We start from the raw sequence: 22,533 nt of genomic DNA on the forward strand, positions 1-22,533 counted from the left end.
TCTTCCCTCCCTGAAGCTACTCCCCGCTCCCGGTGGCAGGCACGGTCACGCGCGGGGTCTCCATGCTGGCCGTCACGCGCACGCGCAGGCCGTCACGCAGGCGGTCCACACCGTCCACCACCACGACCTCGCCCGCGGCAAGGCCCTTGTCGATGACGGTCAGGCTGTCGGTACGCACGCCGGGCGTCACTTCGCGCAGGCGGACGGTATCCTTGTCCACCACATAGACGTAGGAGCCGCGGCTGCCCAGCTGCACGGCGGCGGTGGGCACCGTGACGGCCCGGGGCAGGACCGTGACCAGCAAACGGGCATTGACGAACTGGTTGGGGAAAAGGGTATGGTCCTCGTTGGCGAATTCCGCCTTGAGCTTCACCGTGCCCGTGGCGGTGTCGATCTGGTTGTCCATGCTCAGCAGATAGCCCTGGGCCAGCAGGGCCTGCTGCTCGCGGTCCCAGGCCTGGACCAGCAGACGGCCACCGCTCTTGCGGGCCTCGCGCCAGTGCTGCGCCACCAGGGGCACCCGGCTTTCCGGCAGGGTGAAGACCACATAGGAAGGCGTCAGCAGGGTGATGCGCACCAGACCTTCGGTATCGGAGGCATGCACCATGTTGCCCTCGTCCACCTTCCGCAGGCCCAGCACGCCGTCGGCCGGAGCGGTGATACGGCTGTACTGCAGTTGCAGGGCCGCCGAATCCACGGCAGCCTTGTCGGACTGTACCGTGCCTTCATACTGGCGCACCAGGGCGCGCTGGTTGTCGTACTGTTGCCGGGCGATATGGCCGCCGCTCACCAGCTTTTCATACCGGCTCAGGTCGCGGCGGGCGTTCTCCAGCTGGGCCGTATCGCGGGCCAGGGCGCCCCGGGCCTCGCCCAAAGCGGCCTCGAACGGCCGGGGGTCGATCTCGGCCAGCAGGTCGCCCTTATGGACGAACTGACCTTCCGTAAAATACAGGCGCTGCAGATGCCCGTCCACCCGGCTGGTCACCAGCACGTCACTGGACGGCTCCACCGTGCCCAGACCGTTGAGGAAATGGGGCATATCCTGCGCCAGGGCCGTGGCCACACGCACCGGCGGCGTATCCTGCGGCATGCCGCGCTGCCTGCCGGGCTCGAAAAAGCCCCGCCAGAGCAGCGCACAGCCCAGCAGCAGGGCCAGTACGGCCAGCAGGCGGCCCTTGCTCATGCTGATCTTCACACACGTTCTCCATCACTGTCCGGAGCAAAGCACACTTCGAACAGTGTCTCATTTTCTCCGCTGTGCCGGTAGTTCACCGACCAGCCCAGCTGCTCGCAGGCGCGGCGCACCAGCGACAGCCCCAGACCGCTGCCGCCCGGCGTGGCATCGCCCCGGGCACGGGCACGCACCCCGCGGGCAAAGATGTCCAGATCCTCAGGGATGCGTCCCGCGTTGCGCACCTGGAGCACATGCTCGTCCAGGCGCACGGCAACGCGGCCATTTTCCGAGTAAAGCCGGGCATTGTCCAGCAGATTCTTGACGACGATCCCCGCCAGGGCAGGCTGCGCCTGCACTTCCCGGCTCTCGGGGAGCTCCAGTGAAAAGCAGTCCTGCCCCTGGGCCGTGTCCCGCACCAGCAGGGCCAGATCCACGGGTTCGAGTTCGATATTTTCGGGACGGCGGGCCAGCAGCAGAAGGATGCCCACCGTGGCGGACATGTCGCGCACCGTGCGCTGCAGGCGCTCCACCGTGGGCGCACAGCGCTCGGAACCGGGCAGGCGCTCCAGCTGCAGCTCCAGCACTTCCAGACCGCCCTGCATGACGGTCAGGGGCGTGCGCAGCTCGTGGCTCACGTCGCCGGTGAAGAAGCTCTCGCGCTGCACGAAACGGCGCAGGGCCTCCTCGCGGCTGGCGATGGCCCGCGCCAGCACGCCCACCTCGTCATCAAGGGCCACCTGCGGCAAGGACGGCAGGCCGGGATAATCCCCTCCGGCACGGGGCACGGGGCAGCGGGACACGGTACGGGTCAGATCGGTCAGCTGGCCCGTGAGCCGCCGGCTGAGCAGCACGGCCAGCAGGGCCGCCACGCCCAGGCCCAGGCCCGCGCACAGGCCCAGGACCCGGGTCAGCTGGGCCTTGATGGTCACCAGCAGGCCCGTGTGCCCGCTCAGGGCGTAACGCACGCCCTTGTGCTCCTCGAGGAAGACGAAATTCTCCATGCGGTCGAAAAAGTGCAGGCCGGGCTCCAGGGAATGCCATTCGCGGGGGATCTGTTTGCCCACCCGGAATTGCAGATCCATAAGGTTCGCCAGGTCGGCCCCATAGACCAGGTTGTTGTGCCGTCCCCGGTCCTCGGCACGGCGCGAGCGTTCCTCGGCCTCGATGAGGGCATTCATGACCGGACGTGCGTACCAGTCCACCAGATGGGCGCCCAGCCTGTCATAGGAGAGCAGGCCCACCATGCCCATGGTCAGGCCGAGACCGGCGGCCAGCAGCATGAACGAGACCAGCAGACGCCGCCGGATGGGGGAACCGCCGCTCACGCCCCGGGCTCCTCTTCACGGCCGAGACGGTAGCCCACATGGGAGATGGTGTGCAGCACGGGGCTGCCGAAAGGCTTGTCCAGATGCTGGCGCAGTTCGTGGATATGCGTCCGCAGGGCGCTGCCGCCGGGCAGATCGTCGCCCCAGAGGCGGCGCTCCAGTTCCTCGCGGCGGACCAGGGCGGGGGCCCGGCGCGCCAACTCGCACAGGATGCGGAAGCCCGTGGGGCTCACCTTGACCTCGCGGCCCTGCCGCGTGACCCGGTGCCCGGCCACGTCGATACAGACATCGTCCACACGCAGCTCGCCGCCCTGGGCGCTCTCCTGCGTCCGGCCCCGACGCAGCAGGGCCCGGATGCGGGCCTCCAGCTCGCGCAGGGCAAAGGGTTTGACCAGGTAGTCGTCGGCCCCGGCGTCCAGGCCCAGCACACGGTCGGCCACGGTATCACGGGCCGTTAGCATGATGACCGGCACCTGCACGCCGTGTTCCTCGCGCAGGGCACGGCACAGGCTGATGCCGTCCAGCCCGGGGAGCATGATGTCCAGCACCACCAGATCGAACTGGCCGGACGCGGCCATCTCGAGGCCCGTACGGCCGTTGCGGGCGCAATCCAGTTCATAGCCCAAAGGCTCAAGATAGGCGTACAGGTTGGCGAGGATGTCCTCGTTATCTTCCACCAGCAGGACAGAGACAGGCACCATGCGCACCTCCGCAAAAAAGGACGGGGCGCCGTGCGCCCCCTGAAGAATGGAAAACCCGGCGGATGCCCCGCCGTCCGAAAGGCCCCGCAGGGCCCGAACATCACTGGATGATGGCCAGAGCGTCCACCTCCACCTCATTGGGGTGCTTGGAGCTCCAGTCCACATGCCCCACCAGGCGCACTTTGTCCTGCGGAGTGACCGTCAGGTGCCCGAAGGTCTCGTGCTCTATCTCCACCACCACGCGGCCGCTCTCGTCCTCAAAAAGGTAACGGTCCTTGCGGGGGATCTTTTCCAGGATATGGCCTTCCAGAACACAGGGGGCATCATCCCAGGCATTGAGCACGTCGGCCGCACGGGTCAGCGTCGGCGAGACACCGGGGCCCACGAAACCCGCCGCACCGGTACCCGGCGGGAGCAGAAACAGGCCGGCGGCCAGCAGAAGCAGCACAGAAAAAATTCGCATCACGACTCCGCTGGCGGGCCGCCCGCCGGTAGCGCACGGCCCGCCTGTCAGACTACTTGAGGATTTCCAGGACCTTCACGTCGACCTTGGTGGGATCCATCATCTCCTTGTCCAGCTTGCCGGAAAGGCGCACCCGGTCGGCGGGCGTCACCGTACGGCCGGCGAACACTTCATGGTCGATCTCTACCACGATGGTGCCCGTGGCGTCACGGAAATTGTACTTGTCATCGCTGCCGGCCACACGCTCCACGATATGGCCCGTCAGCATCACCGGCGCGTCGTCCCAGGCTTTGAGGGCCTTGGCCACGGTATCGGCCTGGACGCCGGACGTGGGCCCCTGGAAACCGCCGGGAGCCTGTCCCGGGCCCTGGAAGCCGCCCTGGGCAGCCATGGCGGGGAAAGCAAGAGCCAGAACCATCACACAAGAAAGCAGCAGACGCATGGGATATCTCCTTCTGGCGGCATGACCGCCATCCGTAACAGTTGCGGGTGGGGGCACGGCTACGTCCCGGCCCCTGCGGACTGGGCCCTGTCCGCATCTCCACACTGCGCCTGCGGCTGTCAGCAAAGTGTCAGCGCAGGCCAAGAAAACGCCTGCGCCATGCATATTTTTTGTTATTGTATTGATTTTAAAGGATAATAAAATAAAGTTTTTTACTATGTTTAACAAATCGAACAAGGTACGCGGGACGTGCCGTCAATCAAGCTCACGCCCCACCCAGACCGCCCGCCCCACGATGCGCACCAGGTCGGCCAGCTGGTCGGTAGTGCAGGCCTCGATGGGCGGATAGGCAGGATTGTAGCTGCTGAGGATCAGGCGCCCCGGCATGGCATTGACCACCTTGAGGTAGACCAGATCCTCCACGCTCACGGCATAGATGCGGCCGGGCACCGGGTCTTTCTGGCTCTGGTCCACAAGGACCACGTCATTGTGGCAGATGCGGGGCTCCATGCTGTCGCCGGAGACCCGCAGCAGGGCCATGTGCGACGGGCTGCCCTTGCGCCGCAAAAAATCCTCGCGGAAGGCATAGTGCCGCACCACATCGGCACTGGTCTCAAAACTCCCCGTACCGGCGGAAAGACGCGCCTCCACCATGGGCACCATGACCAGCCCGGCCCACTGGTCCTGCAGGGCCCCTTCCACATTCCCCTGCCCGGCCAGCAGCCAGTCCAGCGAACAGCGCAGGGCCGCCCCCAGCCGGACGGCAAACTCCCCCTTGGGCAACTGGCCGTTCTCGTACTGCTGGATAGTGGTCAGGCTGACCCCCACCTGTGCGGCAAGATCCTGCTTGCGCAGACCAAGGCCAAGGCGACGGCGGCGCAGGCGCTCGGCAAAGCCCTGTGTAGAGATAAAGGAAAACCTATTTTTATCTTCCATGCGCGCTCCAAATTTTTTTATTCATTAAAAACAGGCTATTAAATCTTTTTAAAAGAAAAGTTAAAAATTTTTCCTTTGATTGAAAAAAGAAAACATGTAAAAAGTACGGCTATGGCTGCTGTCAAACATAGAACAACCTGTAGCTAATGGCAATGGATACAGCAGCCCGGGCCCGCTTTTGCGGGCAAAAGAAAACTTTTTCCGCAACATAACTTTTCCGCAGAGATCCGCTGCGGGACACCGTGCCATTATCAGAAAGGGAGTAGCCGACATGAACACACGATCCCTGGAACAGTTCCAGCGTCTCCTGACGCAGTCCGCCGACAGTGAAGAGGAACCCGCCGAGGGTTCCCTGCTCTGGGCGGCAGCGCAATTGCGCCGCATCGCCCGCATGCTGGAAGACATGCAGGCCGCTCCCCGCCAGTCCGGCGATGCCATGCCGCCTGCCCCGGAAGCCATCCCTGCTGCCGGGACCTTCATGGCCGGACAAGGGGCGGACGACACGGAACAACCGTTGGAGGCACATCTCCAGCGCCCCCGCAGCCCCCTGGCCCCGGAGGCCCGCCATGTGGTCCAGTAGCGGAAGTCCTGCCACGCTTCCCCGGCACACGGCCGGATCCTCCGCCCCCGTGGACTGGGACAGCCTGCTGCCCCTTTTGCCCGAAAGCGTACGCCTGCTGCGCCAGGTTCTGGAAGATGATGCCGCCCTGCACAGGCTTCTGGAACACTGCGGCGGCCTGACCCTGCGCATCCCCCGCCGCTTCCCGTCGGAAGGGCATCTGCTGCGCGCCCTGCTGCCCGAGCCCGTCTTGCGCCGCCTGCTGGGGGCTTACGGCGGCACCTGTCTGTATATCCCCCGCTGCGCCCGTCTCGCCCGTCAGGTGCGCCAGCGGGAGCTGCTCGGCGCCTTCAGCCGCCATACCGCCGCCGGTACCTCCAGCAATGCCGAGGTGCGCTTTCTGGCCCGCCGGTACGGCATCACGGACCGGCGCGTCTGGCAGCTGCTCAAGCAGGAGGCCGAACTGCCGGACAAGGCCCTTCCGGCCCCCGGCGACGCCCTTCAGGGCTGATCCCCACACCTCCCTTTCAGGCCGGACGGGAAAGGCTGCGGCCTTTCCCGTTTTTTTGTCCGCAGGCTGTCCCTTGCCGGGGCATGTCCGCAGGGACGGATGAGCCCCCGCAGGCCTGTACACGGGCTCTCCTCTCCGGGGTGCCTGTCTGGCTTCTTCCCTCTCCGGCCCCGCACCATCTCCTTCCCCCTGTCCCTCCACGACGCTTCCCCTACTGAAATCCTTCAAACTTACGCCAGCGCCCTTTTCCGGCATGGTGGCCTCACGGGTGCGACACCGCCCCGCCATCATTCCACCGCCATGCAGGAGGGCATATGCGCGACAATTTCACTCTGGCCCATACGTTCACGGCCCGCTGGGAAGGCGGCCTTTCCGACCACGAAGCCGATCCCGGCGGCATCACCAATCACGGCATCTCCCTGCGCTGGGTCACGGATCTGGCCCGGCAGGCCAAAGAACGCTGTCTGCGCGATGCCCGGCAGTGCGATACCTGCCCCCGGCGTACGGGCCCGGACTGCGACTACTTCAGCCTTGATCTGGACAATGACGGCGACATCGACGCCGACGATATCCGCGCCTGTACCAAAGAACAGGCGGCCCGTCTGTTCCGCAGGCATTTCTGGGAGGCCCTGGGCTGCGACCGCCTGCCCCTGCCGCTGGCCGTCACGCTCTATGACGGCGCGGTCAACATGGGCGCCAGCCGGGCCGTGAAGCAGTTGCAGGAAGCCATGAACGCCACGGGCGAGACCCAGCTCGACCACTACTCCCCCATCGCCGAGGACGGCATCATGGGCCCGGACACCCGCGAGCTGGCCAACGCGCTGGCCGACGTGCATCTGGACTGGTACGCGGCCCGGAGCAGCCTGCGCCTGCGGGACGCCTTCTATCGCCGTCTGGCCGCGTCCCGCCCGTCCATGAAGGTCTTTCTGACGGGCTGGCGCAACCGGGTGAAGGCCCTGCACCAGCATCTGGCCGATCTGGAACGGGAGGCTCAGTGATGTGGAACCTGCTGCGCGATCTGGGCACCCGGCTGTTGCGCGACCTGACGGGCAGCAGCCGGGAACGGCAGGAACTGCTGGCCGCCCAGATCCGCCTCAACGAACGAGAAACGGAAAATGCCCCTTCCAGTGTGCTGCGCCTGTGGCGTTCCTTCCTGGGCTGGGTGCTGGCCCTGCTCTTTTGCTGGGAAGTGCCCGTGCGCCTGCTGCTCCTGCCCCTGCTGGCGCCCGACCTGCTGGACGACCTGCCGCCCCCGGCCCTGGACCAAATCCTGGGCCTGCTGGCCGGTATGCTGGGCCTGCCCTTCTGAACCACGGAGATGCCCATGACCACCCATCTGCCTGCCGCGCTCCTGCCCCTGCTGTTGGCCCTGGTACAGGGGCTGCTGCTCTGGGCCCTGTGGAGCCTGCGCCGCAGCTTCGTCCCGCAGGCCGAACATCTGCGCTGCCGCCGGGACGAACAGCGACGGGAAGCCCTGTGGCTGCGCCGCCTCGATCTGCTGGAACAGGCTCTGGCGCAGGAACGGGAACTCCTGACGCCGCTGGCGGACGAGGTACGCTCCCTGCGGGAGGACGCAGGCCGCCTGCACAGCCAGTTGCAGGCCCAGGAAGCGCGCTTCTACGGCCTGGAGCGCCTGCTGCAACGTCTGGAACGGCATCTGGAGCGGCAGGAGGACCGCTGGCAGCAGCTCCCCGGCGCCGCCTTGCCCGCCCTGCTGCACTGCCGTCCTCCCCGGGAGGTGCAGTGATGCCGGTACGCCGCCGGAAAAAAGCCCTGGAAAAAGCCCTGCACGAGCGCCTGCAACGCCTGACCGAACATCTCGACACTGCCGAGGTCTCGGAAAAAAGCATCGACATCGTCAAAGAGATCAAGGAACTGCACGCCCTTGCCCGCACGCTGGAGCAGGAGGGCACGTCGCAGGACGGCGACCGGAAGCCCCCCGCCCCCCTGCGCGTCATCTGGGCCGGACAGGAGCCGGAAGATGGCCCTCCGTAACCTTTGAAGCCCGCCGAGACCGACATGGAAACGCCCTGCATCATCCCCTATGCGCCGCGCCCGCTGCAATGGCGCTTCCACCAGCAGCGCACCCGCTTTTGCGTGCTGCTCTGCCACCGCCGTTTCGGCAAGACCGTGGCCGCCGTCAACGACCTGCTGCGGGCGGCCCTGCGTACTTCCCGCACGGACTGGCGCGCCGCCTACACCGCCCCCTATCTGGGGCAGGCCAAGGCCGTGGCCTGGGATTATCTGCGGCATTTCGCGGGCGTGATCCCCGGTACCCGTTTCCATGAAGGCGAACTGCGCTGTGACCTGCCCAACGGCGCGCGCATCCGCCTGTACGGCACGGACAACGCCCAGGCCCTGCGCGGCCTGTATCTGGACGATCTGGTGCTGGACGAGCCCGCCGACATCCCCCGCGAGGTCTGGAGCCAGATCCTGCGCCCCGCGCTGGCCGACCGGCAGGGACGGGCCCTGTTCTGCGGTACGCCCAAGGGCTGTGACAATTTGCTGCACGATGTCTGGCAGCTGGCGGGCAGTCTGGGGGCGGCGGAGGGCTGGTCACGCTTCCGCTTCCCGGCCTCGCAGACAGGCTACCTGCCGCAGACCGAGCTGGACGCCGCCCGCCGCGGCATGAGCGAGGCCGAGTACCAGCAGGAATTCGAGTGTTCCTTCGCCGCCGCCGTGCGCGGGGCCTACTATGCCGCCCAGCTGGATGCCGCCGATCTGGCGGGACGCATCTGCCCCCTGCCGGTAAGCCCCGACCTGCCCGTGCATACGGCCTGGGACCTGGGCATGGATGATGCCACGGCCATCTGGTTCTTCCAGGTGGAGCCTTCCGGTAACTGGCGCATGCTGGACTATTACGAAGCCAGCGGCGAGGGGCTGACCCATTACGCGGCCGTGCTGGCGGCCAAGGCCCGGCCGGAAGGAACGGCCACCGCCGACGGCCTTGCGGGACGCGGATTTTGCTACGGCCGCCACCTGGCCCCGCATGACATCCGGGTGCGGGAACTGGGCACGGGCCAGAGCCGTCTGGAGAGCGCCGCCCGCCTGGGCATCCGCTTCGACATCGCGCCGTCCCTGCCGCTGGCCGACGGTATCGATGCCGTGCGCCGCGCCCTGCCCCGGCTCTGGTTCGACAGCCGTCACTGCGCCGCCGGACTGGCGGCCCTGCGCTCCTACCGTCGGCAATGGCGGCCCCGGCAGGAACAGTTCTCCTCCGGCCCGCTGCATGACGGCTCCAGCCACGCCGCCGATGCCCTGCGCTACGCGGTCACGGGCTTTCGCCCGCCGGAGCGTCCCCTGCCTCCGGCCCGGGCCCGCATCAGCTATGACGTGCTGGGACTGGGGCGATGAAAGGAAGGCTTCCACGTCCCCGTGCCATCGACAGGCCCGAAAAGATCCATCGCCGGGATCGCCCGCGACAGGGCCGTGCCGGGAGACCTGCCAAACAGGGGAAAGCCGGTCGAGATTGGCCTTCCTCCCCCGTCCCGGGCAGTGTCATGACTGCGACGACATCCCGCACGCCCTATCCCGCAAATCCCCCAACAACAGGAGCCCGCATGGAAAACACACGACCGCAACCCTGCGGCCAGGCCGACGTGCAGGACGCATTCCATCTGGAAGCCGTCCGGGACGACGCGGGCCGCAAAGCCCTCTTCGCCCGCATGTGCCGGGAAGGGCTCACGGGCTGCGCCATGTACGCCTGGCCCCATCCCCGGGAAGACGACTGGCTGCATCTGGTCAGCGCCCCCGGCCGCCTGCTCCTGCAGGCCACGGCCCCTGACGGCACGGCGCTGGCCTGCGGATTGTTCAGCCCCTGGCGCGGGCGGATCCGAGAATTCGATTTCACGGTCTTCCGCCCGGCATTCCCGCTGGCCGTGCCACTGGCCCGTGCCGCTTTCCGCTGGGTCTTCCGTCATACGGAGAGCAGCGCGCTTTGGGGCCTGTGCCCGGTCAGCAACCGCCATGCCTGGCGTCTGGCCACAGCCTGCGGTTTCGTCATCACGGGGCGCCTGCCCGCCGCCTGCTGGCTGGCCCGGCGCGGCGTCCATGTGGACGGCATCCAGCTGCTCTGCACGCCGGAGACGCTGGCGCGCGCCATAAAGATGTCTCCATCCGGCCACAGGGCCCATCCGTAAACAACCTTCATCCCCAAGGAGGACATATGGGATTCGGAGGCTCCTCCAGCCCCAGCGTACCGGAAGTCCAGCCCGCCCCCAAGGCGGCCACTCCCAAACCCGTCACCGAAGCGGCCACGGCCGCCCGCCAGAACCAGAAGGACAAGGCCAGCAAGGCCGCGGGCATCCGGGCATCCATCCACACCACGCCACTGGCCTCGCAGGAGAACCGCGGCAAGACCCTGCTGGGGCAATAGGATGCGCCCGGCACAGCGCCCCGCTTTGCGCGCCCTGCTCGGGACAGCGCATCAGGGGCCCCCGCTGCCTGCAGGAGACCGGCCGGAAGCCGAAGAGCGTCTTGCCCTGCGCGTCCCGGCCCTGGCCCGGCGTTACCGGGCCCTGCTGGAACGGCGCTCGCCCTGGGACACGGCCTGGGAGAGCCTGGCCGAGCACTTTCTGCCCACCCGTTTCCGTACCGACGACAGTCCGGACGACCGCCCCCTGCTCAACCGCTCCTTGGTGGACGCCACGGGCATCCTGGCCATGCGGACCCTGGCCGCTGGCCTGCAGGGCGGCATGACCAGCCCCGCCCGGCCCTGGTTCCGGCTGGCCCTGGACGATCCCGAACTGTCGCGCAGCCACGCGGGCCAGCGTTATCTGGATGAAGTGGAGGCCCGCATGCGCGTGGTGCTGCAGCGCTGCAACTTCTACAACGCCATGCACACCATCTATGCGGAACTGGGGACCTTCGGCACGGCCTTCGTCTTCGAACTGGCCGACCTGCGCCACGGCTTCCGCTTCGTGCCGCTCTGTGCCGGACAGTATGTGCTGGATACGGACGCGGCCCGGCGGGTGGACACGGTTTTCCACCGCATGCACATGAGCCTGCGCCAGATGGTGCAAAGCTTCGGTCCGGAGGCCCTGCCGGAAAACCTGCGTCTGGCGGCCCGGCGCACGCCGGACCAGCGACATGCGGTCATCCATGCCGTGCTGCCGCGCACGGAACGCCGGCCCCGGCTGGCGGGGCAATGCCACATGCCCTGGGCCTCGGTCTACTGGCTGGAAGGACGGGAAGGGCAGGTCGTGCCCCTGAAGGAATCCGGCTTCCTGGGCTTTCCCGGTTTCGGCCCGCGCTGGGATGTGGCGGCCAACGATGTCTATGGCCGCTCGCCCGCCATGGATGCCCTGCCCGACTGCCGCATGCTGCAACAAATGGGCATCACCACGCTCAAGGCCATCCACAAGGCCGTGGACCCGCCCATGAGCGTCCATGCGGGCCTGCGCTCCGTGGGGCTCGACCTGACGCCCGGCGGCATCAACTTCGTGGACAGCCTGCCCGGACAGAACCAGCCCGTGGCCACGCCCCTTTTGCAGGTCAAGCCCGATCTGGCCCAGGCGCGCTCCGCCATGGAAGCCGTGCAGCAGCAGATACGGGCCGGGCTCTACAACGACCTGTTCCGCCTGATCCTGGAAGGGCGCAGCAAGGTCACGGCCAGCGAGATAGCCGCCCGCGAAGAAGAGAAGCTGCTGCTCATCGGTCCCGTGCTGGAACGCCTGCATGACGAGCTGCTGATCCCGCTCATCGACCGCACCTTCCGCCTCATGCTGGCCCTGGACATGCTGCCCCCCTGCCCGCCGGAACTGAGCGGACGCCACCTCAAGGTGGAATTCGTCTCCCTGCTGGCCCAGGCCCAGAAACTGGTGGGCATCAGCGCCACGGACCAGTATCTGGCCCTGACCCTCAAGGCCGCCTCGGCCTGGCCCGAAGCCCTGGACAGCGTGGATGTGGACAATCTGCTGGACAATTATGCCCAAAGCCTCGGCCTGCCCGCGAACCTGACACGTCCCCGTGAGGAACGGGCCCGGCTGCGGGCCGGACGCGAGGAAGCGCGGCAGACGGAACAGCAGCTGGAGCTGCTGCAGAAGGCCGCCGACCTGGGACACACCCTGGCCGACAGCGACCTGACCGTGGAAGGGGAAAAAAGCTCCGTCCTGCAGGTACTGGCCAACCTGGCCGCCGGGGCCGCCCCTGCCCTGCGGCCGCAGCAGACGAGCGGCACGACGCCGCCCCCGGAAGGAGGACACGATGCACGATGACCGGCTTTTCCCCGCCGGGGCTCCTGCCCCCGCTTCCCCGGCACAGCAGCGCTGGCGGGCCGGACTGTGCCGGGCCGTGGACGGCCTCATGACCTCGGCGGAAGGGCGCGACCTGCTGCGCTGGCTGTTGCAGGCCGGTCTCTGCTTCACCGCCGCCTGTCCGGGACCGGGGACCCCGGCCGGACAGATCTACTGGGAGGAGGGCCGCCGCCATGTGGGCGTGGCCGTGCTCCGCCTTTTGCAGGAGGCCGATCCCTCCCACCTGCCCCGACTTTTTTTGACACAGGAGGAAGACGATGCCCGAAACTGAAGCGATCTTTGACGAAGGCGGCATGGCCCCCCGGCCGGAAAGCGGCCTGTACGGCCTGCCTGCCGACGAGGGGGGGACGCCCCCCGCTACGCCCCTGCTGGGCAGCGGTCCGGAGGAAGGCCGGCCCGCCGCCCCCGGCCAGACCTCTGCCGAGGGGCAGGAAAAACAGCCCGCAGCCGATGACGCCGCCCGGCTGGAGGCCCATCTGCGCCAGACCGATGCCCTGCGCCGTGCCCGCTGGCAGCAGCAGGTGGAACAGTGGCGGCAGGAAGTGGCCGACGATCCGCAGCTGGGCGGCGAACATCTGGCCGCCACCGTGGCCCGGGCCCAGCTGGCCCTGGACCGCTTCGACACGGACAAGAGCATCGGCCGCCTGCTGGAAGAAAGCGGCTACGGCAACCACCCGGCCGTGCTGCGCTTTTTCAGCCGCCTGGCCGACAGTCTGCTGGAAGACAGCCTGCCCGGCAGCGAAGGCGGCGGCAGCCTGCCGCCCCTGGAAGAACGCATGTACGCGGGCTGGAGCTCGCAGCGATCCTGACCATGCAGGTCGCCAACCGGCACACGGCATTTTCCCCTTTCCGTCGTTTCGTACCGGGCCGCTGACGGCCCCTTCCCGACCACCTTTGCCAAGGAGACTTCATGTCCGCCACTCTGGGTTTTGTGGCCACGCTGGCCGAAATGGAACAGTTCTATCGCGGCGACAAGGCCGGCCAGATCATCGAGCTGATGAACAAGACCAACGACATCATGGATGACGTGCCCTGGATGGAAGCCAACCAGTCCGACGGCCACCTGACGCGCATCCGCACCGGCCTGCCCGCCGTATACTGGCGCCGCCTCTATCAGGGCACGCCGCCCGCCAAGTCCCAGTGGAGCCAGGTCAAGGAAGGTTGCGGCATCCTTGAGGCCATCATGGAACTGGATGTGGAAGAGATCCGCCTGTACGGCGACCGTGACCGCTCCTTCCGCATGAGCGAGGGCATCGCCTTTGCCGAGGCCATGCGCCAGAAGGTGGCCCGCACCCTGTTCTACGGCGACAGCAACCGCAACCCCGACGAATTCAACGGCCTGGCCATGCGTTACCCGGCCAGCGATGCCGAAAACGTGCTGGACGCCGGTGGCCGCGACGGCGGCTGCACCTCGCTCTGGCTGGTCTCCTGGGGGCCGCAGTCCGTGCACGGCATCTATCCCAAGGGCAGCCGCGGCGGCCTTTCCCACGAAGATCTCAAGACCTACATGGCGCAGGACGAGAACGGCCGCAAATATCAGGTCACGGGCGACAAATACAACTGGCGCTGCGGTCTGGCCGTACGCGACTGGCGCGGGGTGGTGCGCATCGCCAACGTGCCCGTGGCCGCACTGGGCAAGCGCAAGGGCGAGGAAGGTTTCGTGGATCTGCAGAAGCTGACCATCGAAGCCAAGAACCGCATGCCCCAGCATCTGCGCCAGAAAGCCGTCTGGTACGCCAACGCCGATGTGCTCACCGCGCTGGAACTCCAGAACTCCGACGCCGGGCAGGTGCAGCTGCACTACGGCGAATTTTTCGATGCCAAGGCCGTTCCCGTGCTGCACGGCCGCCCCGTGCGCCAGTGCGACGCCATCGCCTCGGACGAGGCTTCCATCTAGAGCCGCGCCCTTCCAAGGGGGGACCGCCCTGAGCTGCCGCTGCTGCCAGGATGCCGGGACCTTACGGCACGATCCCCGGGCGGATGCGCTGTCCGTGCAGCGGCGCTCCCCTTCCTCCGCCTCCACCGTGTCCCGGCGGCCCCCAGGTTGCCCTCCCCTCTGACTGCACGACCTGCGGCCATCATACGTCCGCTCCCCATGCATTTTTTCAGGAAACAAGGAGTCCTCATGGCTATCATCGACAGTCATTGCATTCTTTTCGAAGGCCCCCTGAGTGCCGAAAGCACCGGCAAGGCCGTACCCCTCACGGCCCTGCGCCTGCCCGGCCGCATGGAGCCCATGCCGCTGCGCATCTCCGTGACCAGGGGTTTCGCCAAAGAACAGACCACCTCGCTGGCCCTGACCCTGCAGGAAGCCGACAGCTCCGAAGGCGAATGGCAGGACGTGCCCGGCGCTGCCATCACCGTCCAGGGGGCGGAACTGGGCGAGGGCGCCCGCCTGGGCTGGCGCTTCGTGCCCCAGGCCGTGCGCAAGAGCTGGCTGCGCCTCAAGCTGTCTCCGGCCGGGAGCGGCAGCCATGACGGGCACATCTTCGCGGCCCTGCTGCGCGAGGAAGACTTCCCCTACGAAAAGGAACTGCGCGTGCGCTAGTCCTCTCCCCGCACCGGGAGCGACCGGGCCATCTCACAGCCCGGTCGCCGCACCGGAGACAGGATCATGCCCGCGACCGGCGGGCGACAGATCCCTCATTCATGGGGCGGGGCGGACGCTTGCCCCGCCCCCCTGCCCAACGTGAGGGAGCCCCCTCCGTTCCCTTTTCCCTGATGCCATCACAAGGAAGACATATGGAGACCCTGACCCAGATCGCCATCTGGAACCGGGCCCTGGGCTTTTTGGGCGCCCGCAGCATCGCCGCCGAGGACGAGAACACGCCCGAGGCCCTGCAATGCCGCCTGTACTGGGACAGTGCCCGGCGGCAGGCCCTGCGCGACTACCCCTGGGCCTTTGCCCAGCGCCGGGCCTGGCTGGCCCGGGTGGCCCTGCCCTCGGGCTTCGAGCAGGAATACCGCTTTGCCTACGCCCTGCCCGAGGCCTGCCTCAAAGCGCATGAGGTCCGGCACGAAGGGCTGCTGCCGCGCCCCTTCTGTCTGGCCCGGGATCCTGACGGGGATGCCACCATCCTGCTCACCAGCGCCAGCCGGGCCTTGCTGCTCTATACGGAAGACGTGCGCCACTGCCACCAGTTCGACGACCTTTTCGCCCACATGCTGGCCCGGAAGCTGGCCTGCCTGCTGGCGGCACCGCTGCTCAAGAGCAACAGCCAGAAGATTGCGGAGCTGGAACAGCTCTACAGCGCCAGCCTTCCCCAGGCCCGGCAGTCCGATGCCAGTGAGCGCCGTCCCCTGCCCCTGCCCGACAGCTGGTTGCAGGCCCGCTGACGGCCCGATACCCGCTCTTCACTATATGGCGGCCTTCCCTGTCCGCCCCTTTTCCGGGAGTTCGCATGACCATGCCTTACAGTCCCGGCCGTGCCCTGTTCGAAGGCAACGGTACGGCCACGGATTTTCCTTTTTCCTTCAAAGTCTGGGGGACTGAACAACTGACCGTCACCCTGACCGGCCCCGACGGCAACAGCCGCCCGGCCAGCGGCTGGACCGCCCGCCTGAACGACGACGGCGGCAGCGTGACCTACCTCCACGAAGGCGCTCCCCTGCCCGCGGGCTGGAAACTGGCCATCACCCGCAACATGCCTTTTGAACAGCAGATCGACCTGGTGTCCGGGACCCGCTTCGATGCCGAAGTCATCGAGACAGGCCTCGACCGGGCCACGGCCGAACGCCAGCAGCTGCTGGAACAGCTCCAGCGGGCGGTCATCCTGCCCCCCACCAGCGACGAGACGCCCATCAAGATGGCCGAACAGCTCCTGCAGGCGGGAAAGGCCGCCCAGGCCAGCGCCGCAGCTGCCCAGGACAGCGAATCCGCAGCAGCGTCCAGCGCTTCGCAGTCCGCAGCCAGCGCACAGGCCGCAGCTGCCTCGGCAGAAGCCGCCGACCAAAGCCGGGCAGCGGCAGCCGCCAGTACCGCCGACGCCTCCCAAAGCGCCACGGCAGCCCGCCAGAGCGCGGAGGCCGCGGCAGGGAGCGAGGACAGGGCCGCCCAGAGCGCCGCGGCCATCCTGGGATTGCAGGTGGAGGTGTCCACGCTCGATCCCGGACTGCCCGCCGGCGGCGACTATGACCCGGAGACCGGCATCCTGCATCTCGGCATCCCCAAGGGCGATTCCGGGGCGTCGGCCATCGCCACCCCTACCAGCCTGGGCAGCGTCATGCCCCAGACCGGCCACGAGGACGGCCTTGAACTCGAAACAGATGGGAAACTGCGCGTCCGCAAGGCCAGTGCTTCCCAGCGTGGCGGCGTGCTGGCCAGCACCACGGCGGCGGCCAACACCGTGCCCCAGGCCGGGGAAGACGGCACGCTGGACGCAAGCTGGGTGCCCAGACCTGACTATTGGGACATGTTCCCACCCTTCGTGCCCGTCCCCATCTGGGGCGCGACGCCGGGCGGCAGTGACGGACGCCGGGCCATCATGCCCGGAGAAGAGCAGGCACGCGAAGAATGGATCCTCTGCGACGGCGGCAGCGACGGCAAGGATGGCACCGTGCCTGACTTGCGGGGCCGCTATGTCCGTGGTGCCAGCGAAGCCGAGCCCGAAGGCACGGAAGGCGGCAGCGAAGATGTCGCTGTGGATCTTTCCGGCAGTACCGGGGCCACGACGCTGAATACAACGCAGATGCCCAGCCACACGCACCCGTTCTCTGCCGTCATATCGACTAAAGGACGGTATATGGAGAGCGGGAACCTATACGACAGCGGCAGTTCCAATACTTCCGCAACGGGCGGCAACGGCTCCCACACGCATCCCCTGTCCGGCTCGGTATCCGGCACCCACACCGACCCGCATCTCGCCATGCACTTCTTCATCAAGGTGGTCTAGCATGAAAACACACGTCACCGTCATCCCGTCCGACGGCATCATCTCTGTGGACGGGGAAGTGCTGTTCCTGGACGGCATCACGTCCGAGACCTTCCACGCACTCCAGTGGCACGATGGCGCGGGCCATGTGGAGCCCGGCAACGGCCTGCCCAACGAGGAGCTTTCCACCGACGATTACGCCGGGCGCGTGGCCCCCTTCGTGGCCCTGTGGGAAGAAGAGAAGGCCCGTCTGGAAGAAGAGGCCAACCGCCCGCCCACTGACGAGGAGCTGGCCGCGCAGGCCGTAGCCGAGGCCAGGGCGCAGTCGCGCAGCATCCTCATGGCCCGGATGCAGGCGGATATGGTGCAGACGGGTGCGTTCGCCGCCGCCGAGTTCACCACCTTCGCCAAAGCCGGACTGCTCACGGACTGGGCCGCCGGCCAGACATACGCCAAGGGCTACCGCCTGGCCCACAAGGGCATCGTCTATGAGGTGATGCAAGAAGTGACCGCCATCGAGAACCAGCCCCCGGATGCCGCCGGGCTGCTGGCCGTGTACCGTCCGCTGTCCGTGGACCCGGAGACCGGTGAAGAGCCGGATGGCAGCCGGGAACATCCCTTCGCCTTCCTCTACGGCATGGACGTGAAGAACGGTAGATACTACAGCTACGAAGGCAAGCTCTGGCTGGCCAAGGCCGACATGCCCGCCTGCGTCTGGGTGCCGGGCACGGCGGGCCTGTGGCAGTGGGAAGAAGCAAGCGCGGCCTGAACCCCGGCGGATGCGGGAACGGCCCATTTTCTTTGCAACGGATACCGGCCCCGGCACATGCCGTCACGGCCCGTGCCCGAAAGCATACGGGCTGGGACAGATGCGGCAACGTGAACACGAGCATCCTGCGTCTGGCCGATCCCATTCCCCCCTCCACGTCCTGTGATGCTGCCTTTTTCCACACGATCCGGGGCAGCTCCCACAGGCTTTTTCCTGGTTCTCCTGCCCATCCCGCAACCTCCACCTTTTTCGAGGATCCATGCGCATAGCCCTGCACAACTTCACCGGCGGCGAGGTCTCCCCCATCCTGGCCGCCCGCTATGACCTTTCCCGTTACGGCAGTTCCGTGCAATGCATGGAAAACATGCTGCCCGGCCTGCACGGCGACGTGCGCCGCCGCCCCGGGACCCTGTTCCTGGGCAGCCTCGAAGACGAGGCCGTGCTCCTGCCTTTCAGCTTCAATGCTCTGGCGGAGCAGAACTTCGTGCTCGTCCTTTCGGGGAATGGCCTGAGTATCGCCGACATCCACGGCTTCGATCCGCAGGAAGGGAGCATCCCCCGGCTGTCCACCCCCTACGAGGCCCGGCATCTGCTGGAGATCTGCGCCGCCCAGGTGGGGGATACGGTCTATCTGGCCCACACGGCCTATCCGCTGCACAAGCTCGTCCGCAGTACGGACAGCGAGCCGGAATCCCCCCTGCCGGAAAATGCCATCCGCAGCCACGGGTACCGCTGGACGCTGGAAGCCGTGGCCCTCAACAGCAGCCTGCCCGCTCCCCAAGCCCCCAGCTGTACGTTCATACGCGGCAACAACGACGATGACGCCGGACTCGGCTACACGCTGCGCTACAAGATCGTGGCCGTAGACGCCAACGGCAAGCAGTCGCTGGCCTCGGAGGCGGGCAGCTGTAACGGCAAGCATCCTTCCGACTGGGTGGTGGGCAACCGCACGGACATCTCCTGGACAGCCGTGGAAGGCGCCACGGAATACAATATCTACCGGGAGGAGGCCGGGTACTACGGCTTCATCGGCGTCAGCAGCGGCACGACATTTTCGGACAACAACTATCAGGCAGACACCGCCGATACCCCGCGCGAGGACTGGGACCCGTTCGCCGACGGCAACAACCCGTCCGTGGTGGCCTTCCACCAGCAGCGCATGGTCCTGGCGGGTACACGCGACAGCCCGCAGGCCTTCTACCTTTCGCGTAGCGGGGACTTCGAGAACTTCCGCAAGTCCCGCCCCCTGCAGGACGACGACCCGGTGGAATACCTCATCGCGTCCGGCTCCATCGACGCCATCGCCTGGGCGGCCAGCTTCGGGGACCTGCTGCTGGGCACCTCGGGCAGCGAATACAAGGCCAGCGGCAACGGCAGTGCCATCACCCCGGGCAACATCACCATCACGGCCCAGTCCTACTGGGGCAGCGCGGGCCTTGCGCCCATCATCATCGGCAATGCCATCCTGCATGTGCAGCGCCACGGCGCCCATGTGCGCGACCTGTTCTATTCGCTGGAAAAAGACGGCTATGCGGGCAATGACCTTTCCATCTTGGCGCCGCATCTGTTCGAAGGGCACCGCCTGCGCCAATGGGCCTACCAGCAGACGCCGGGATCCGTGCTCTGGATCGTGCGCGACGACGGCCTGCTGCTGGCCCTGACCTATCTCAAGGAGCACGACATCTGGGGCTGGAGCCGCCATCCCACGGCCGGAGAGGTGCTGTCCGTGTGCAGCATCTCCGGCCCGGACAGCGACGAACTGTTGCTGGTGGTCCGCCGCCGGGATGCGGACGGCGGCACCCGGTACTGTCTGGAACGTCTGGCCCCCCAGTGGCAGGACAGCGATCCTGTGGAGGAAGCTTTTTTTGTGGATTGCGGTCTGAGTCTCCACCGGGAAGAAGCGGTCACCGACGTGGACGGGCTCGACCATCTGGAAGGCCAGTCCCTGGCCGTGCTGGCGGACGGGAGCCCCGTGGAAGGCTGCGTGGTGCGGCAGGGCCGCATCCGGCTGCCCTTTGCCGCCCGCATCGTCCAGGCAGGCCTGCCCTATGCCTCCGTCCTGTCGCCCCTGCCCGTGGAAGGCAACGGCGAATCCGGCAGCACGCTGGGACGGCAACGGGCGCTGGGCCGCTGCTGCCTGCGCCTGTACCGCAGCGTGGGCGGGCGCTACGGAGCCGGCCGCGACGAACTTTACGACATCCCCTTCCTGCCCCGGCGCTGGGATGAGGCCTGCCAACCTTTCAGCGGCGATGTGGATTTTTTGCCCGCCGGAGGACACGGCCCCTCGGCCACCATCTGGCTGGTGCAGGAACGTCCCCTGCCCTTCCACCTGCTGGCCCTGAGCCTGGATGTGGAATTTGCGGAGATATGAACCAAGGAGAGAGCATGATCCATTGTCACTGTGAACCGCTCGAACGCCTGCTGCCGGAACTGCCGCCCCTGTTGCAGGCCCACTGGGACGAGAGCGAGGCCGCCCTGTTCGGCCCGCAGGTCTACGCCCTGGACACGGAACGCTATGCCTGCTGGGAGCGGCTGGGCATGCTGCATGTGGTGACGGCCCGGGACAGCTCCGGGAGCCTGCAGGGCTACGCCGCCTTCACCCTGACGGATTGCCCGCACCGTCCGGGAAAACGTCTGGCCGCTCTGGATGGCCTGTATCTGGCACCGGCCGCCCGCAAGGGCCTGGCCGTCCTGAAGCTGCTGCGTGCGGCCGAGGCCGGGCTCAGGGAACGCGGCGCGGACGTGGTCCAGTACAGTTCCCCGGCCTCCCGCCCCTGTGACGCCCTGTACCGCCGCCTGGGGGCCCGCCATACGGAAAGCGTCTGGCACAAGGAGCTGCGCTGATGGCCGTGGCCAGCAGTACCGCGGCCCTGCTGGGGGCCGCCGTGACCCTTGCCAGCACCGCCGTGGGCACCTGGAGTGCCGTGAGCCGTCAGGAAGAGCAGCGCAAGCAGGCGGAATTCTCCGCCGACATGGCCCGGCGCAATACGCAGATCGCTGAAGAAAATGCCCGCATGGCCGAAGAAGAAGCCCGGCAGACCCGGGCAGACAGTTACGACAAGGCGGTGCGCAAACGTCAGGAAACATCCCTGCTGGTCGGCAAACAGCGGGCACAGGCCGGGGCCTCGGGCGCGCAGATCGACAGCGGCAGCCATCTGGACAGTCAGCTCGACCTGCGGGAAAAAGGAGAACTTGATGCCCTGTCCATCGAAGAACAGGGCGAACGCGCGGCCTACAATCAGGAAGTTCAGGCCTGGAACCAGCGCAATGCCGCCCAGGGATCCCAGGCCCGGGAACGGCAGCTGCGCAGCAAAAGCAGCACGGACTATCTTTCCCTGAGCAAGACCCTGCTCAATGGCGCCGGACGCCTGGGCAACAACTTTGACCTGTTTTCGGGCCAGGGGCCGCGCCTGCCCTGAAGAAAATGGCGGAGGATGTAAAACGGTTCCCGGACGCTGCCTGATGCCGGAAGGGCGCGGGATGCCGGACAGCCTCAGCGACGCGCCAGCTGCGGGCTTGCCCGCTTTTCTTTGCCTGCTTTTCTGCCCGTCGTATCCGCATCCCGGCAGAGACGTCTTGTCAGGTCTTACCTTGCCTGGAAAAGTCCTCCCCGCGACGGCCCTGCTCCTGAGGCATATTCCTTTGCAACGCAAAAGGCCCTCCCTTCACGAAGGGAGGGCCTTTTTTGCCCGGTATAAAAAAAGGGCCGCGGCATCTTGCCACGGCCCCGGGTATCCATACTGTAGCGGGCAGGCTACGTCAGGAAAGGACTAGAAGGTGTAGTTCAGTTCTTCGAAGTGGGCCTTGGGATGGGCACAGGCCGGGCACAGATCGGGAGCGTGGGTACCTTCCACCAGGCAACCGCAGTTGCGGCAGCGCCACACGGTGGCTTTTTCACGCATGAACATGCGGCCTTCCTTGATGTCCTTGGCCAGGGCCAGGAAGCGCTTTTCGTGGTAGGCTTCGGCCACGGCGATATTGCGCATCACAGCGGCGATCTCGGAGAAACCTTCCTTTTCGGCCACAGCGGCGAAGGAAGGATACATTTCCGTGTGCTCGTGGTTTTCACCGGCGGCGGAGGCCAGCAGGTTGGCTTCGGTGGCGCCGATGATACCGGCAGGGAATGCACCCACGATCTCCACATCGCCGCCTTCGAGGAACTTGAACAGGCGCTTGGCGTGTTCCTTTTCCTGCAGGGCGGTTTCCTGGAAGATGTCGCGGACCAAGACGTAGCCATCGCTTTTGGCTTTGGCAGCAAAGAAGTCGTAACGGTTGCGGGCCTGAGATTCACCGGCAAAAGCGGTCAGGATGTTTTTCTCGGTCTGGGTACCTTTCAAAGATTTCATATGCTGTCTCCCGAGCCGTGGCTCTGTTGGTGTGCTTGTTGTTGAGGAGGTCTTGTTTCGTTCCCCGTTGAGCTATTGATAATAAATCTCATTAGCGAATGCAAGCACTTTTTCCATTTTCCCGAAAAAAATTATCGGGCTGCCTGTCATCTGCATAACGCCAAATCCATAAAAAAACAAGC

27 protein-coding genes are annotated in these 22,533 nt (G+C 66.6%); 20 read left to right on the top strand and 7 right to left on the bottom strand.

What is annotated here, in order from left to right; translation table 11 throughout:
• Window positions 1-16 precede the first annotated feature (16 nt).
• From ACQRAG_RS05020 to ACQRAG_RS05045, 6 genes are all read right to left on the bottom strand, one after another.
• On the bottom strand, window positions 17-1,195 hold the full coding sequence (locus ACQRAG_RS05020) for an MdtA/MuxA family multidrug efflux RND transporter periplasmic adaptor subunit (protein WP_427803668.1): 1,179 nt from the start codon (window positions 1,193-1,195) through the stop codon (window positions 17-19).
• The gene (locus tag ACQRAG_RS05025; RefSeq protein ID WP_427803669.1) at window positions 1,192-2,499 is read right to left on the bottom strand and encodes a sensor histidine kinase; all 1,308 of its coding nucleotides are present in this window, start codon (window positions 2,497-2,499) and stop codon (window positions 1,192-1,194) included. The genes ACQRAG_RS05020 and ACQRAG_RS05025 overlap by 4 nt, the downstream gene beginning before the upstream one ends.
• Window positions 2,496-3,200 carry a response regulator transcription factor gene (locus ACQRAG_RS05030; RefSeq protein WP_168934528.1) on the bottom strand — a complete coding sequence of 235 codons (705 nt, stop codon included), beginning with the start codon at window positions 3,198-3,200 and terminating at the stop codon, window positions 2,496-2,498. Before ACQRAG_RS05030 ends, ACQRAG_RS05025 begins: the two co-directional genes overlap by 4 nt.
• 100 nt (window positions 3,201-3,300) lie before the next feature.
• On the bottom strand, window positions 3,301-3,663 hold the full coding sequence (locus tag ACQRAG_RS05035) for a NirD/YgiW/YdeI family stress tolerance protein (protein ID WP_168934529.1): 363 nt from the start codon (window positions 3,661-3,663) through the stop codon (window positions 3,301-3,303).
• A 52-nt stretch (window positions 3,664-3,715) separates the two neighbouring features.
• Window positions 3,716-4,105: a YgiW/YdeI family stress tolerance OB fold protein gene (locus ACQRAG_RS05040; protein WP_204673880.1), complete on the bottom strand. Its 390-nt coding sequence runs from the start codon at window positions 4,103-4,105 to the stop codon at window positions 3,716-3,718.
• A gap of 255 nt (window positions 4,106-4,360) precedes the next feature.
• A complete protein-coding gene (locus ACQRAG_RS05045; protein ID WP_303954171.1) occupies window positions 4,361-5,041 on the bottom strand; it encodes an XRE family transcriptional regulator in 681 nt (226 codons plus the stop codon).
• Window positions 5,042-5,312: 271 nt separating this feature from the next.
• Between ACQRAG_RS05045 and ACQRAG_RS05050 the strand changes: the two genes are divergently transcribed.
• The 20 genes from ACQRAG_RS05050 (at window position 5,313) to ACQRAG_RS05145 (ending at window position 21,424) form a co-directional block, all read left to right on the top strand.
• Complete coding sequence (locus tag ACQRAG_RS05050) at window positions 5,313-5,621, top strand: hypothetical protein (protein WP_204625193.1); 309 nt, start codon at window positions 5,313-5,315, stop codon at window positions 5,619-5,621.
• Window positions 5,608-6,111 (top strand): Mor transcription activator family protein, encoded by a 504-nt coding sequence (locus ACQRAG_RS05055; RefSeq protein WP_304037116.1) that lies wholly within the window; start codon window positions 5,608-5,610, stop codon window positions 6,109-6,111. The genes ACQRAG_RS05050 and ACQRAG_RS05055 overlap by 14 nt, the downstream gene beginning before the upstream one ends.
• A 314-nt stretch (window positions 6,112-6,425) precedes the next feature.
• On the top strand, window positions 6,426-7,109 hold the full coding sequence (locus tag ACQRAG_RS05060) for a glycoside hydrolase family 108 protein (RefSeq protein ID WP_204673883.1): 684 nt from the start codon (window positions 6,426-6,428) through the stop codon (window positions 7,107-7,109).
• Window positions 7,106-7,420: a hypothetical protein gene (locus tag ACQRAG_RS05065; RefSeq protein ID WP_303995615.1), complete on the top strand. Its 315-nt coding sequence runs from the start codon at window positions 7,106-7,108 to the stop codon at window positions 7,418-7,420. Before ACQRAG_RS05060 ends, ACQRAG_RS05065 begins: the two co-directional genes overlap by 4 nt.
• Window positions 7,421-7,435: 15 nt before the next feature.
• On the top strand, window positions 7,436-7,858 hold the full coding sequence (locus tag ACQRAG_RS05070; RefSeq protein WP_204625197.1) for a hypothetical protein: 423 nt from the start codon (window positions 7,436-7,438) through the stop codon (window positions 7,856-7,858).
• Window positions 7,855-8,106: a hypothetical protein gene (locus ACQRAG_RS05075; protein ID WP_168934537.1), complete on the top strand. Its 252-nt coding sequence runs from the start codon at window positions 7,855-7,857 to the stop codon at window positions 8,104-8,106. Before ACQRAG_RS05070 ends, ACQRAG_RS05075 begins: the two co-directional genes overlap by 4 nt.
• Window positions 8,107-8,130: 24 nt before the next feature.
• A complete protein-coding gene (locus tag ACQRAG_RS05080) occupies window positions 8,131-9,465 on the top strand; it encodes a hypothetical protein (RefSeq protein WP_337464662.1) in 1,335 nt (444 codons plus the stop codon).
• Between the two features lie 206 nt (window positions 9,466-9,671).
• Entirely contained in the window at window positions 9,672-10,250 is a 579-nt protein-coding gene (locus tag ACQRAG_RS05085; RefSeq protein ID WP_168934539.1) for a hypothetical protein, read from the top strand.
• Window positions 10,251-10,276: 26 nt separating this feature from the next.
• Entirely contained in the window at window positions 10,277-10,486 is a 210-nt protein-coding gene (locus ACQRAG_RS05090; RefSeq protein ID WP_168934540.1) for a hypothetical protein, read from the top strand.
• A gap of 1 nt (window position 10,487) precedes the next feature.
• Window positions 10,488-12,326: a portal protein gene (locus tag ACQRAG_RS05095; protein WP_427803670.1), complete on the top strand. Its 1,839-nt coding sequence runs from the start codon at window positions 10,488-10,490 to the stop codon at window positions 12,324-12,326.
• Window positions 12,316-12,636 (top strand): hypothetical protein, encoded by a 321-nt coding sequence (locus tag ACQRAG_RS05100; RefSeq protein WP_168934542.1) that lies wholly within the window; start codon window positions 12,316-12,318, stop codon window positions 12,634-12,636. Before ACQRAG_RS05095 ends, ACQRAG_RS05100 begins: the two co-directional genes overlap by 11 nt.
• Window positions 12,623-13,174, top strand: coding sequence for a hypothetical protein (locus tag ACQRAG_RS05105; protein ID WP_304019681.1), 552 nt, complete (start codon window positions 12,623-12,625; stop codon window positions 13,172-13,174). The genes ACQRAG_RS05100 and ACQRAG_RS05105 overlap by 14 nt, the downstream gene beginning before the upstream one ends.
• Before the next feature lie 101 nt (window positions 13,175-13,275).
• The gene (locus ACQRAG_RS05110) at window positions 13,276-14,262 is read left to right on the top strand and encodes a major capsid protein (protein WP_204673892.1); all 987 of its coding nucleotides are present in this window, start codon (window positions 13,276-13,278) and stop codon (window positions 14,260-14,262) included.
• A gap of 228 nt (window positions 14,263-14,490) precedes the next feature.
• Window positions 14,491-14,913: a hypothetical protein gene (locus ACQRAG_RS05115; RefSeq protein ID WP_337464364.1), complete on the top strand. Its 423-nt coding sequence runs from the start codon at window positions 14,491-14,493 to the stop codon at window positions 14,911-14,913.
• A 194-nt stretch (window positions 14,914-15,107) separates the two neighbouring features.
• Window positions 15,108-15,701, top strand: a complete 594-nt coding sequence (locus tag ACQRAG_RS05120) for a hypothetical protein (RefSeq protein ID WP_427803671.1) — start codon at window positions 15,108-15,110, stop codon at window positions 15,699-15,701.
• A 65-nt stretch (window positions 15,702-15,766) separates the two neighbouring features.
• Complete coding sequence (locus ACQRAG_RS05125) at window positions 15,767-17,257, top strand: hypothetical protein (RefSeq protein WP_427803672.1); 1,491 nt, start codon at window positions 15,767-15,769, stop codon at window positions 17,255-17,257.
• Window position 17,258: 1 nt separating this feature from the next.
• Entirely contained in the window at window positions 17,259-18,005 is a 747-nt protein-coding gene (locus ACQRAG_RS05130; protein ID WP_427803673.1) for a hypothetical protein, read from the top strand.
• 259 nt (window positions 18,006-18,264) lie between these two features.
• Window positions 18,265-20,376 carry a hypothetical protein gene (locus ACQRAG_RS05135; protein ID WP_303877557.1) on the top strand — a complete coding sequence of 704 codons (2,112 nt, stop codon included), beginning with the start codon at window positions 18,265-18,267 and terminating at the stop codon, window positions 20,374-20,376.
• Window positions 20,377-20,390: 14 nt separating this feature from the next.
• The gene (locus ACQRAG_RS05140) at window positions 20,391-20,849 is read left to right on the top strand and encodes a GNAT family N-acetyltransferase (RefSeq protein ID WP_240937616.1); all 459 of its coding nucleotides are present in this window, start codon (window positions 20,391-20,393) and stop codon (window positions 20,847-20,849) included.
• The gene (locus tag ACQRAG_RS05145; RefSeq protein WP_303877558.1) at window positions 20,849-21,424 is read left to right on the top strand and encodes a hypothetical protein; all 576 of its coding nucleotides are present in this window, start codon (window positions 20,849-20,851) and stop codon (window positions 21,422-21,424) included. Before ACQRAG_RS05140 ends, ACQRAG_RS05145 begins: the two co-directional genes overlap by 1 nt.
• Window positions 21,425-21,775: 351 nt before the next feature.
• Here the strand turns inward: ACQRAG_RS05145 and rbr are convergent, their stop codons facing one another.
• The gene (gene rbr, locus ACQRAG_RS05150; RefSeq protein ID WP_006006079.1) at window positions 21,776-22,351 is read right to left on the bottom strand and encodes a rubrerythrin; all 576 of its coding nucleotides are present in this window, start codon (window positions 22,349-22,351) and stop codon (window positions 21,776-21,778) included.
• Window positions 22,352-22,533 lie beyond the last annotated feature (182 nt).

Origin of the sequence: Desulfovibrio sp. SGI.230 (assembly GCF_050313065.1) — a bacterium.
Taxonomy (GTDB): Bacteria; Desulfobacterota; Desulfovibrionia; order Desulfovibrionales; family Desulfovibrionaceae; genus Desulfovibrio.